Source organism: Aliiruegeria sabulilitoris, assembly GCF_001558155.1.
Lineage (GTDB): Bacteria > Pseudomonadota > Alphaproteobacteria > Rhodobacterales > Rhodobacteraceae > Tropicimonas > Tropicimonas sabulilitoris.
The window spans coordinates 74,837-87,150 of the sequence record NZ_LOAS01000010.1; the positions used below are offsets into that span (position 1 = coordinate 74,837).

Genomic DNA, 12,314 nt, shown 5'->3' on the forward strand with positions numbered 1-12,314 from the left:
GGCCAGCCGGCCCCCGGCACATTTTCCGAAAGATGATGGCGGAGTGCAGCAGGTTTACGTGAGAGCTTTGTCCAATGCTTCTTCGAGCCGGACCAGCGTGGCCGGGACGTCGTAGAGCTTGTCCAACCCGAACAGGCCAAGGCGGAAGGTCCGGAAATCCTCCGGCTCATCGCATTGCAGCGGCACGCCGGCGGCGATCTGGAAGCCGATCTTGGCGAATTTGCTGCCGTTCTGGATATCCGGGTCCTCGGTATAGCTGACAACCACCCCCGGGGCGCCGAATCCCTCGGCGGCGACCGACTTGACACCGCGGTCGGCGAGTAACCTGCGGGTGCCGTCGCCGAGCGCCCATTGCGCCTCCCGGAGCCGCTCAAAGCCGTAGTCGCGGGTTTCCACCATCGTGTCACGGAAGCTGCGCAGCGCGTCGGTGGGCATGGTGGCATGATAGGCATGGCCGCCATTTTCATAGGCTGTCATGATCGCCCGCCATTTCGCGAGATCGAGCGCGAAGCTGGAACTGGTGGTCTCGGACAGACGCGCCGTTGCACGGTCGTTCATCATGACCAGGCCGGCACAGGGGCTGGAGGACCACCCCTTTTGCGGAGCCGAGATCAGCACATCGACGCCAGTTTCCTTCATGTTCACCCAGGCCGCACCCGACGCAATGCAATCGAGCACCATCAGCGCGCCAACCTCGCGCGCGGCGCCGGCCAGCTGCGAAATATAGTCATCCGGCAGGATCAGACCCGCTGCGGTTTCGACATGGGGGGCAAAGACGACATCGGGTCGAGCTTCGCGAATCGCGGCAACCGCTTCCTCGACGGGAACCGGAGCGAAAGGTGCTCGGGGTGCGTTGCCGGACGGCCGCGCCTTGAGCACGGTCGTCTTCGCGGTGAAATCGCCCGCCTCGAAGATCTGTGACCAGCGGAAAGAGAAGAAGCCATTTCGGATGATCAGCGCATGCGCATCGGTTCCGAACTGCCGCGCCACGGCTTCCATGCCGCAGGTGCCGCCGCCGGGCACGATGGCAACGGCATCGGCGTTGTAGACCTCCTTGAGCATGTCGTTGATGTCGAGCATCACCTTCTGGAAGGTTTTCGACATGTGGTTCAGAGACCGGTCGGTAAAGACAACCGAGAATTCGAGCAGGCCATCGGGATCGACGCTATCGAGCAATGCCATTGGGAGACTCCTTGTGATTAGGGCCAGATTGGACGCCTCCTTGGCTGAGCGCAACATGGAGTCGGCGCGACGAATTGCGTGGGAACACGCCATATGCGTCGCTGGTGGTCCGCGAAGATCCCAGTTCGCCGCAACACTTCGCAAGTTGTGAAGCCCCGGGCGCCGTCAGGCCGCATCCGGCACGGACCCGTCGGTACGCACCCAACTCATGATGGAACGATTTCGTCCAAGCTGCTTGGCACGGTAAAGCGCCTCATCCGCTTTTCTGATCGCACGGTTGACCTCATCCGTTCTGTCCTTGAGCGAACCGCCAATCGAAACCGTAACCTGGAATTTCAGGCCATCGTGGCGCATGACTTCCGCTTCCACCACCCGCCTGATGCGCTCCGCAACATCGAGACCGTTCTCCATGCCGACACCGAAGAGGAACACAATGAATTCCTCGCCGCCAAACCTGCAGACGATGTCCTTGCTTCGGGTGTTCTTTTGCAGGATCTGGGCGACGTGGCGGATCACGGCATCGCCGGCGATATGGCCATATGTGTCATTGACCGTCTTGAAATGGTCGATATCGACCATCAACGACAGGCCATAGGCATCGGGGGCCTCGGCCATCCGCTTGAAAAAGAAATCTCGCGTGGCAACATCGGTCAGCTTGTCCCGCTCGAGAAGGGCCCTGAGTTCCTGCGTAAGCTGATAGCCCCGTAAATTCTGCCGCCAGGCGAAAACGGAGAAAACAATGCTCAAGAGGGTCGCCAGCGCCAGGGCTGGCGGCACGTCCGTGTACCATTCGGCGCGCGGCGCCAGCATCATGACCAGCGGCGCAACCGAAGCGTCGACAACCACCGTGACCGCGATCGAATAGAGCCAGACGCCTCGCTTGGTCTTGACCATCCTCATCCCTCGTCCACCCTTCATGCGGACGCTAGCAGCGGCAGACCTAACAGATGGTAAGCTCAGGCCGAGGAAACTGGACGGTTTTTCGTCAAATAGAAACGTTCAGATCGGCCCCGGCAGGCGCTCCTCGCTCAACAGGACATTGGCTTCCACGTCTCCAGCCCCGGGAAGAGTCATGATCCGGCGGCGCAGGACCCGTTCAAAGTCCGATAGGTCGCGCGACACGACTCGCAAGCGGTAATCGTAGAGGCCAAGGACATGTTCGATGGTCTGCACTTCCGGAATGGCCGAGGCGGCACGTTCAAACTCATCCAGAGAAACACGCCCCTTCATGGCCAGTTTCACGCCCAGAAACACGGTGACGCCGAAGCCGAGCGCTTCACGGTCCACCACCAGCCTGCGTCCGGCGAGAACCCCGGCCTCGTTCAACCGTTTCATCCGCCGCCAGGCCGCGGGCTGCGAAAGGCCGAGACGACGGCCCAATTCGCCCGTGGCCAGCGTGGCATCCGCCCGGACCTCGCGCAACAACGCACGGTCAACCTCGTCGAGTTCGATCATATCGGAAGCACTTCCTCGGATTTGATCGAGGCGACGTGGACCAGCGCCTCGATGTCGGCGATATGCGGCAGCGTGAGGATGCGTGTGCGGTAGAGATGCTGGTAATGCGCCATGTCGCGCGCGATCATGACAAGGCGCACATCCACCCGGCCGAGAAATGTCTGTATTTCCAATACTTCCGGCACCTTGCGCGCCTCGCGAATGAAAATATCGAAAGCGTTGGTCTGGGTCTTGTCGAGCGAAAAACGGAGCGAAACATGGACGGAATAGCCAAGGGCCGGCCAGTTGATTATGGCCTCCTGCCCTTTCAGGATGCCCCGATCGCGCATGCGCGCGAGGCGCCTGGAGCAGACGGCTGGCGTCGTTCCGGCGGCATCGGCCAGAGCGCCAGTCGCAATGGCGGGGTCATGCTGTAGATGGCGCAGGATGCGTCGGTCCAGATCATCAATCATGAAATATCTCATATCAGCAGATTTTACGAATTAAAACTCGCAATTTTTGTCCAATCACATGCACTCTGAAACGTCTATTCGGACAAAAGGCCTATGCTGCGCCCATCAACACCGCTCCAAGTAAAGGATAACAAAATGCGCGTGTATTATGACCGCGACTGCGACATCAACCTGATCAAGGACACCAAGGTCGCCATCCTGGGTTACGGCTCGCAGGGCCACGCCCATGCGCTGAACCTGCGCGATTCCGGTGCCAAGAATGTCGTCGTCGCCCTGCGCGAAGGCTCGCCCTCCGCGGCCAAGGCCGAAGGCGAAGGCCTGAAAGTGATGGGCATTGCCGAGGCCGCCGCCTGGTGTGACCTGATGATGTTCACCATGCCCGACGAGCTTCAGGCCGAAACCTGGAACAAATACGTCAAGGACAATATCCGCGAGGGTGCCGCTATCGCTTTCGCCCACGGCCTGAACGTGCATTTCGGCCTGATCGAGGCACCGGCCGGCGTCGACGTGATCATGATGGCGCCGAAGGGTCCGGGCCACACCGTGCGTGGCGAATACACCAAGGGCGGCGGCGTTCCCTGCCTCGTGGCTGTGCATAACGACGCCTCCGGCCGTGCGCTGGAGATCGGCCTCTCCTACTGCTCCGCCATCGGTGGCGGCCGCTCTGGCATCATCGAGACCAACTTCCGCGAAGAGTGCGAAACCGACCTCTTCGGCGAACAGGCCGTGCTTTGCGGCGGTCTCGTCGAGCTGATCCGCATGGGCTTCGAGACGCTGGTGGAAGCCGGCTACGCGCCGGAGATGGCCTATTTCGAGTGCCTGCACGAAGTGAAGCTGATCGTGGACCTGATCTACGAAGGCGGCATCGCCAACATGAACTACTCGATCTCGAACACGGCCGAGTACGGCGAGTACGTTTCCGGCCCGCGCATCCTTCCTTATGAGGAAACCAAGGCGCGCATGAAAGCCGTTCTGAACGACATCCAGACCGGCAAGTTCGTTCGTGACTTCATGCTCGAAAACGCCGTCGGCCAGCCGTCCTTCAAGGCGACCCGCCGCATCAACGACGAACACCAGATCGAAGCGACAGGCGAGAAACTGCGCGGCATGATGCCGTGGATCTCCGCCGGCAAGATGGTGGACAAGTCGCGCAACTGATCGCGGCTTTCACCCTGAACACGAAAACCCCGGTTTCGGCCGGGGTTTTTCTTGTCCAGTCGCGAATGCGAACCCATCCACTTCGCACCGGTTGCAACCGCAGGCAGGGAGCGCTGCCCCCACGCCTTACGGCGCGCCCCCGAAATGGCACCGCGACATCGAGCACGTCAGCGCTCCCTTGAACCTGCCGGCGTTTCGTCCGATTGCTGCAACCATGCCCACCCCTTCTCCACAAGATCCCGGCCTGACCAACTGGCTGCTGATCATTGCCCTCGGCGTCATTTGGGGCGCGGCCTTCATGTCGATGACCGTCGCCCTCGAAGGCTTCGGGTATTGGACTGTCGCCGCCCTGCGCCTTGCAGTCGGGGCAGTTGCCTTGACAGCGATCGGCACCGCCATCGGTCAGGGTTTCGGGGAGATCACCCGCACGGGGGGCGCTAGGGGATGGGTCTATGCCATATTGCTCGGGATTGAATCCTACGCCCTGCCCTTTGCCCTGCTGACATGGGGGTTGCAGCATGTGCCCTCGGCATTTGCCGGTGTGACCATGGGGATGCTGCCCTTGCTCGTTCTGCCGCTGGTGGCGATCTTTTCGCCGGAGGAGGGCATTGGGCCACGCCGGATCGCTGGAATTGGCCTTGGAAGCGTTGGCCTGCTGATCCTTTTCGGACCCTCCGCTCTCGAATCCGAGGGGTCGCAATTCGAGCCTCTGGGCAGGCTCGCCATTTTGCTCGCGGCCTTCTGCTACGCGGTGGGATCGGTCGCCACGCGACGGGCGCCTAGAATGCCGCCGCTTGCCTTTGCCGCAGCGTCGCTGGCCAGCGGTGCCATCATCCTGCTGCCGATCGCGATCTGGATCGAGGGCTGGCCGGCGGCCTGGCCGCTGCGTCCGACACTCGCCTTGCTCTATGCGGCTCTGTTTCCGACGGCCCTCGCGGCGGCCATACGCATTCGGGTAATCACCACGGCTGGGTCGCTCTTCATGACATTGACCAACTACATGCTGCCGATCTGGGCCGTGATCTTCGGCATCGTTCTGCTCGATGAAGAATTGCCGCCGCAACTCTTCATCGCTCTTGCCTTGATCCTGGCCGGAATCGCGGTCAGCCAAAGCCGGGCGATCCAGGCCGCGTTTGGCCGCCGACGCGGCTAGACCGCAGCGGTCCCGGCGCGGATCAAACGGCCGCCTCGACCGCCTCGACAATGGAATCGACCACCATTTCCATCAGTACCGGGTCTTCGCTCTCCGCCATCACCCGGATAAGCGGTTCGGTTCCGGATTTCCGGATGAGCAGTCGGCCATTGCCTTGCAGCCGTTCCTCCGCATTCCGTATCGATGCCTTCACACCATCAGCCTCCAGCGGAACGGACCCTTTCTCGTACCGGACATTCCTGAGCAATTGCGGGACGGTCTCGAAATTCTGCGCCAGCGCGGAGGCCGGCTGGCCGGTTTCCGCCATCGCCGCAAGGAATTGCAGCGCCGCGATCAACCCGTCCCCTGTCGTTGCGTAATCGGTCATCACGATGTGACCGGACTGCTCTCCGCCAAGGTTCCAGCCGCCCTTGCGCATGCGCTCCACCACGTAGCGATCGCCCACCGGCGTGCGCTCAAGCGTCAGCCCCTGCCCCTGCATGTAGCGCTCCAGACCCAGGTTCGACATCACAGTGGCAACGAGGGCACCGCCTTTCAGCCGGCCGTTTACGGCCCAGCGGGACGCCAGCAGGGCCATGATCTGATCGCCATCGGCGACCTTGCCGTTCTCGTCGAGGATCATCACCCGGTCGGCATCGCCATCGAGGCAGATCCCGACATGCGCCCCATGTTCCACGACCGCCGCGGCGGCGGTCGCCACATGGGTGGATCCGCAGTTATCGTTGATGTTCAAGCCATCGGGCGACACCCCGATCTCGATCGTCTCCGCCCCCAATTCCCACAGCACCTGCGGCGCGGTGCGATAGGCGGCGCCATTGGCGCAGTCGATCACAACCTTCAACCCGTTGAGCGTCAGCGTATCGGGAAAGCTCTGCTTCGCGCGTTCGACATACCGGAAACGGCCATCGTCGATCCGCCTCGCACGACCGATATGCTGCGACTGGGAAGGGGTCACGCCGGTTTCGACAAGCGCCTCGATCTCGGCCTCCGCATCGTCGGAGAGCTTGAAACCGTCTGGCCCGAAAAACTTGATTCCGTTGTCGGAGGCCGGATTGTGGCTGGCCGAGATCATGATGCCCAGATCGGCCCGCATCGACGTGGTCAGAAAGCCGACCGCCGGCGTAGGCACGGGCCCCAGAAGGAGCACGTTCATGCCCGTCGATGTCAGCCCCGCCGTCAGGGCGGTTTCGAACATGTAGCCCGAAAGGCGCGTATCCTTGCCGATCACGACGCGGTGCGCCGCGGAGTGATCCTGGCGGAAATATCGTCCCGCCGCCGCCCCCAGCTTGAGCGCCATTTCCGCAGTCATCGGAAACTCATTGGCCGTTCCACGCACACCATCGGTGCCGAAAAGGTTCCTGCTCATTTTTTCTCCTCGGGGATAATTCCAGAATTTACAGCCATAAACAGTCGCAACGCCTGCGCGGTTTCCGCAACATCGTGCACACGCAGGATCTGCGTGCCTTGCGCCACTGCGGCAAGTGCCGCCGCCATGGATCCCGGCACACGATCCCGCGCCACGGCGGCGCGGCCGATACTGCCGATCATGCGCTTGCGCGACACGCCGAGCAGGATCGGGCAGCCAAGCCCGTGAAACAGCGAAATCCGGGCCAGAAGCGCGAGATTATGCGCCAGAGTCTTGCCGAAGCCGATGCCGGGATCGACCAGGATCCGCTGACGCGGAATGCCTGCCGATACGGCGATCTCTACCCGTTCCGACAGGAAATCATAGACGTCCAGCAAGACGTCCTCGTAGGTCGGATCGTCCTGCATCGTGGCCGGGGTCGCCACCGAATGCATGATGCAGAGTGGCACGCCGCGTTCCGCGACAAGCGGTGCGAGGCCGGCATCGAAGCCAAGCCCCGACACGTCATTGACCATGTCCGCGCCCGCGTCGAGCGCCGCCTGCGCCACCGCGGCCTTGCGGGTGTCGATGGAAACCGGCGTCGGGATTCCGGTGGCACGCATCGCGGCGATTACCGGCGCCGTGCGGTGGACCTCCTCGTTGACCGGCACGTCCTTTGCCCCGGGCCGGGTCGACTCGCCGCCGATATCGATGATGTCGGCCTCTTTCGCCATCTCCCGGGCATGGGCAAGCGCGGCCGCGGGGGCATCATGCAGGCCACCATCGGAAAAGCTGTCCGGTGTCACGTTCAGGATGCCCATGATGCGCGGGTGCTGCATTCCAAGCCCCGGCAGAGCGCCGCGCGGTTCGCTCAGGCGCTTCAGGACCTCTCCGGGCAGCTCGCTCGCCGGAACGATCCGGGGCAGAGCGCCGCGACGCAGCAGCTCGACCTTGTCGAACCATGTCCAGCCGCCGGCCAAAGGGAAGGCCTCTCTCGGACGAGCCACGTCGAAGACGGGTATTGGTCGGTAATATTCTGTCATGCAAATGCCTGCGCCGTTGCGCCCCGTTTGCTACAGATCGAGCTTGTCGGCAAGCGCCAGGGTGTCGCCACCAGGGACATCCGCCCCCAGCCCCAGCAACCGTTCGGCATTGAGGATTTCCGCGAACCAGGCCGACAGGCCCGCCGCATCGCGCGGGGCGACGTCGGGCCCGTCAATCGAATCCAGAACGATCTTGGATGGCGCCCAGACGACGATGCGCCCGGCGTGAATGGCGTGGGTGATCTCGGTCCGGCTCTCGACGACAATGCAGCGCCTGTCGCGCGCGGCCAGCACCCAGGCATTCTGCTCCAGCGCCAGCAGGTCGATCCGCCGCTGCGGCATCGCGGAGCCAGCCGCGGGGCAAGGCGTCTCCGGCGCCCCAACCGTCAGCACCACCGGCAACGACAGCGCCTCGAGGCTGTCGAGCCAGCCGGGCAGGCGCGGATCGGCGATCGCTTCGTTCGACAGGAACACGACGAGCGGCCGGGCAAAACCCGTCTCTGCCTGCTCGACCGGACCGAGCTGCGCCTGCGAACGCTCTATTTCGACCCCGAGCGAAAACGGCCCGCGATCCAGCTTCTCGATCCGGACAAAGACGCGACGCGCGCGCGGTTCCTTCAACAGGCGCTCGGCGATCCGTTCGGCCAGCGTCTCCAAAAGGCTCAGACGCTCTTCGGAGAGCGCCCCCTCCACAGCCTCGGTGATCGTGTCATAGCTCAGGATACGATCGACATCGTCGGCCAGCGGGGCCGATGCCCGACCGACCTCGACCACGACATTGAAACGCAGGCGTTGCGCAATCCCGCGCTCCTCCTGGAAAGCACCGATCTCGACGGCGCGCACATAGTCGCGCAGCGCGATACGGTCGCGCGGGGCATCGGCGGGAGCGGTCGCGGCGGCACGGTCCTCGGGGTGGGCAAAGGCAAGCGAGAGTTCAGAGGTCATGCCAGCTTCATGCCATGCCTGACGGCGAAAGCCACGCCTCAAACGACAGAAAGGCCGCCCGGGGCGACCGTTCTTTCGGTTCCGAGGCCATCAAGGGCCCGGTTCCGGCCGTTTCCGGGTTCACGACCGCGGATGCTTGTAGAAATGGTGCACGCCGATCGACGCCGTGCGCGCGAATTTCCGCGCCCAGGACGGCCGGACCGAAACTGTGTGGTAATGTGTGGCACCGCCGGTCAGAACCTTGGGCGCTCCTGACAGCATGAGGCGTGCAACCTTGCCCACCCGCTCGAAAGCCTTGGGCTCGGAGATCTTCTCCGGGTTACCGTCACAGGTATAGGTGAACTGGCACTGGTATTTCTTGCCGGTGCCCTGGTGGATCACGCCGCAAACCGTATCGGGATAGAGCGAGCTTTTCACCCGGTTCAGGATCACTTCGGCAACCGCGAACTGACCCTTCACGCTTTCACCGCGCGCCTCGAAATAGAGCGCTTCGGACAGGCAGCGCCACTCTGCGCTTCCCTCAACGGTCTCTTGCTTGTCCAGCCATTTCTTCGTGTAGGAGACCGTCTGGAATTCCTTTGGCCGAGCCTTGGCCCGGATCGAGCTTCGCGGGCTGAGCAAGCCCAGATGCTCGTCGCTGAGGGAGTTGAGAACGCGGTTCTCCATCCCCATCAAGCCTTCCAGCCGCAGCGCGCCATCCTCCTCGCCGGTGTAATTGGAGCTCGACATGAACATCTCGGCCGAAGCCGGAACGCCCAAGCACAGGCACGTCAAAACAGACAAGAACAGATTGCGCACACGCAACATCAGATCATCCCACCAGCGATGCGCAAGACCGCACCCAGCCGTCGGCGGCGATAACAAATCGTCTTGTCAGAAGTAAATGCTGCGAATCACAAGAATCGCCCCGGCAGGCTCAGCGGAGCAAATTGGCAACGAATTTTCGGTGTTTTTGAGCAGAAACCCGCCGACCACCGGCAGATTTCCGCGCTTTTTCAATGATCTGACTCGCGGGGACTCGACGACTTCAACGCCAGATGTGCCGCAGCGAGTCGCGCAACGGGCACCCGGAACGGGGAACAGGAGACATAATCGAATCCCGCCTGGCGGCAGAAATCGATCGTGTCGGGGTCGCCGCCATGTTCTCCGCAGACCGATAAAACCACTTCTGGCCGGGCCGCCCGACCACGCTCCGCCCCCAGCAGAAGCAGCTCTCCCACGCCCTCCTTGTCGAGCGTATGGAACGGGTCCTCGTGGAAGACACCATTGCTGACATAGGTGCCCATGAAGCGCCCGGCATCGTCGCGCGACAGCCCATAGGTCATCTGGGTCAGGTCATTGGTGCCAAAGCTGAGAAAGGCCGCGTGGGCCGCGATCTCGCCCGCCCTGAGCGCCGCACGTGGCGTCTCCACCATCACGCCCAGCCGGTAGTCGAAGGCAACCCCGTATTCGACACGCACGGCCGCGGCCACGGCGTCGATCCGGCTCTTGACCAACTCCACCTCGCGCTTGGCCGAGACCAGCGGGATCATGATCTCGGGCACCACCGCCTTGCCCGCCTGCCGGCTGGCTTCAACCGTCGCCTCGAAGATCGCGCGCACCTGCATGTCGTAGATCTCGGGCACCGTCACCCCGAGGCGCACGCCGCGCATCCCCAACATCGGGTTGAACTCGGAAAGCGATTCCACCCGCCGGGTGACGTCGCTGAGCGGCAGGTCCATCGATTCCGCCAGCCCCATCATCCCTTCGCGGTCCGATGGCAGGAATTCATGCAGCGGCGGGTCGAACAGGCGAATACAGACCGGCAGCCCGGCCATGATCCGGAACAGCTCCACGAAATCCTCGCGCTGCATCGGCAGCAATTGCTCGAGCGCGGCCTGCCGGTCGGTCTCGCTATCGGTAAAGATCATCTCGCGCATGACCGACAGCCGCGCCGGCTCGAAGAACATATGCTCCGTCCGGCACAAACCGATCCCGTCCGCGGCGAAGGTATGCGCCATATGCGCGTCGTCCGGTGTGTCCGCATTGGCGCGGATGCCGATATCGCGCACCTCGTCGGCCCAGCCCATCAGCGTGCGGAAGGCGGTGTCGAGCGCGGGCTCCAGCATCGGCACGGCGCCGGCCAGCGCCTCGCCGGCCGTGCCGTCGACCGTCACCAGGTCGCCTTCGTGGAAGACGCGCCCATCCGCCGTGGTCACCGTCTTCTTGCGCATGGATATCGTCAGCTTGTTCGCCCCCACGATGCAAGGCAGGCCAAGGCCGCGCGCGATCACCGCCGCGTGGCTGGTCATCCCCCCGCGCTCGGTGATGATGCCCTGGGCGGCATGCATGCCGCGAATATCCTCCGGCGTCGTCTCCCGGCGGACCAGGATACAGGGGATCTCGTGGCTGGCCGAAGTCTGTGCCGCGCGCGAGGTGAAAACCAGCTGCCCCGTGGCGCCGCCGGGCGAGGCGGCGATCCCCTTCAGGATCACGTCGCGTTTTGCTTCCGGATCCACCTGCGTGTGCAGCAGCTCGGTGAGCGATTTCGGCTCCACCCTGAGCAGAGCCTCGCGCGGCGAGATGATGCCGTCCTCGGCCAGCGCCACGGCGATCTTTACATCGGCCCGCGCGCTCCGCTGCACCTTGACCGCGTCCAGAACCTGCAGGTTCCCTTCGGCCACGGTGAACTTGATCTCCATCTCCTCGCGCAGCCTGTTGCGGCAGCGATCCGCGATATCGACCAGCTTGGCAAACAGCTCCGGCGCCTCGTCCTGCATCGACGTGCCACGCGGGTCGGTCGCCAGGTACAACTCCTTGCCCTTGCGCCCCATCGCGCGCATCTCAGGCGACTTGCGCTTGTAGCGCCCGGTCACCTGCGGGTCGCCCGTCACCTTGTCGATCATGCGGATCACGCCCGATCCGCTCTCGCCCGGGCCGAGCCCATGCGCCATGTCCTGCACGACCAGCCCGAGCCCGGCATCCACCGGCGCCCCGCGCGCCTGCCGCAAGAGCCGCGCGCTCACCCCCTCCCAGGCCCGCGCCATCGAGCGCAGCACACCGGCAAGCTGCTTGGCCGGCTCCTGCGGAAAGGGCATGTCGGCCTCGGCGTCGTATGCGGCCAATGCCGCCGCCACCGGATCGTCCGCCTCTGCCGCTTCCTCGAAGGGCTCCGGGTCGAGCCGCGCCACGTCATTGGCATAGGCCGTGATGAACCGCAGGTAGAGCCGGTCGGCCGCCTCCTGACCGAGACGCGTTGCAAGCTCCGCCCGCCGCTCGTCATTCATGCCGATATTGAGGATCGCCCCCGGTCCGCCCCAATCGGGGTCCTCGCTCGAGGGGCGCACCGAAACCAGCGGCGTGCGGCCAAAGGCCGACAGCAACCGCGCCGTATCCGGTCGCTCGCCCTCGGCGATGCGATGCACGGCGTCAAAGGAGAGCGCCACGGTACGCGGTGTCGGAATGTCGAGCCGGATCAGCCGCTGCAGGCATTTCGCCCGCCCGCCATGGCTTTGCTCCGAGATCTCCGCACTCGGCGTGATCAACGTGAAGTCCTTGGTCTCGCCGGTCATCAGCACGGAGCTGCTCCCTTCCATAACGGA

The 12,314-nt window shown here is 63.7% G+C and carries 11 protein-coding genes; 2 read left to right on the forward strand and 9 right to left on the reverse strand.

Translation table 11 applies throughout. From position 1 onward, the window contains the following. Positions 1 to 54: 54 nt before the first annotated feature. The 4 genes from AX756_RS10355 to AX756_RS10370 form a co-directional block, all read right to left on the reverse strand. Positions 55 to 1,182, reverse strand: coding sequence for a pyridoxal-phosphate-dependent aminotransferase family protein (locus AX756_RS10355; protein WP_068310771.1), 1,128 nt, complete (start codon positions 1,180 to 1,182; stop codon positions 55 to 57). Between the two features lie 165 nt (positions 1,183 to 1,347). Next, complete coding sequence (locus AX756_RS10360; protein WP_068310773.1) at positions 1,348 to 2,076, reverse strand: GGDEF domain-containing protein; 729 nt, start codon at positions 2,074 to 2,076, stop codon at positions 1,348 to 1,350. 105 nt (positions 2,077 to 2,181) lie between these two features. Next, the gene (locus AX756_RS10365) at positions 2,182 to 2,637 is read right to left on the reverse strand and encodes an Lrp/AsnC family transcriptional regulator (protein ID WP_068310775.1); all 456 of its coding nucleotides are present in this window, start codon (positions 2,635 to 2,637) and stop codon (positions 2,182 to 2,184) included. Next, entirely contained in the window at positions 2,634 to 3,089 is a 456-nt protein-coding gene (locus tag AX756_RS10370) for an Lrp/AsnC family transcriptional regulator (RefSeq protein WP_068310777.1), read from the reverse strand. The genes AX756_RS10365 and AX756_RS10370 overlap by 4 nt, the downstream gene beginning before the upstream one ends. Before the next feature lie 135 nt (positions 3,090 to 3,224). Between AX756_RS10370 and ilvC the strand changes: the two genes are divergently transcribed. After that, positions 3,225 to 4,247 carry a ketol-acid reductoisomerase gene (ilvC, locus tag AX756_RS10375; protein ID WP_068310779.1) on the forward strand — a complete coding sequence of 341 codons (1,023 nt, stop codon included), beginning with the start codon at positions 3,225 to 3,227 and terminating at the stop codon, positions 4,245 to 4,247. Positions 4,248 to 4,461: 214 nt separating this feature from the next. Then, positions 4,462 to 5,400 (forward strand): DMT family transporter, encoded by a 939-nt coding sequence (locus tag AX756_RS10380; protein WP_068311147.1) that lies wholly within the window; start codon positions 4,462 to 4,464, stop codon positions 5,398 to 5,400. Positions 5,401 to 5,422: 22 nt separating this feature from the next. Here the strand turns inward: AX756_RS10380 and glmM are convergent, their stop codons facing one another. The 5 genes from glmM to AX756_RS10405 form a co-directional block, all read right to left on the reverse strand. Continuing rightward, entirely contained in the window at positions 5,423 to 6,766 is a 1,344-nt protein-coding gene (gene glmM, locus AX756_RS10385) for a phosphoglucosamine mutase (protein ID WP_068310781.1), read from the reverse strand. Further along, the gene (folP, locus tag AX756_RS10390; RefSeq protein WP_068310783.1) at positions 6,763 to 7,788 is read right to left on the reverse strand and encodes a dihydropteroate synthase; all 1,026 of its coding nucleotides are present in this window, start codon (positions 7,786 to 7,788) and stop codon (positions 6,763 to 6,765) included. The genes glmM and folP overlap by 4 nt, the downstream gene beginning before the upstream one ends. 30 nt (positions 7,789 to 7,818) lie before the next feature. Next, positions 7,819 to 8,733, reverse strand: coding sequence for a dihydroneopterin aldolase (locus AX756_RS10395; protein WP_068310785.1), 915 nt, complete (start codon positions 8,731 to 8,733; stop codon positions 7,819 to 7,821). A 120-nt stretch (positions 8,734 to 8,853) separates the two neighbouring features. Continuing rightward, the gene (locus tag AX756_RS10400; protein WP_231701027.1) at positions 8,854 to 9,462 is read right to left on the reverse strand and encodes a cell wall hydrolase; all 609 of its coding nucleotides are present in this window, start codon (positions 9,460 to 9,462) and stop codon (positions 8,854 to 8,856) included. Between the two features lie 266 nt (positions 9,463 to 9,728). Beyond that, positions 9,729 to 12,308 (reverse strand): putative PEP-binding protein, encoded by a 2,580-nt coding sequence (locus AX756_RS10405; protein ID WP_231701028.1) that lies wholly within the window; start codon positions 12,306 to 12,308, stop codon positions 9,729 to 9,731. Between the last annotated feature and the right edge of the window lie 6 nt (positions 12,309 to 12,314).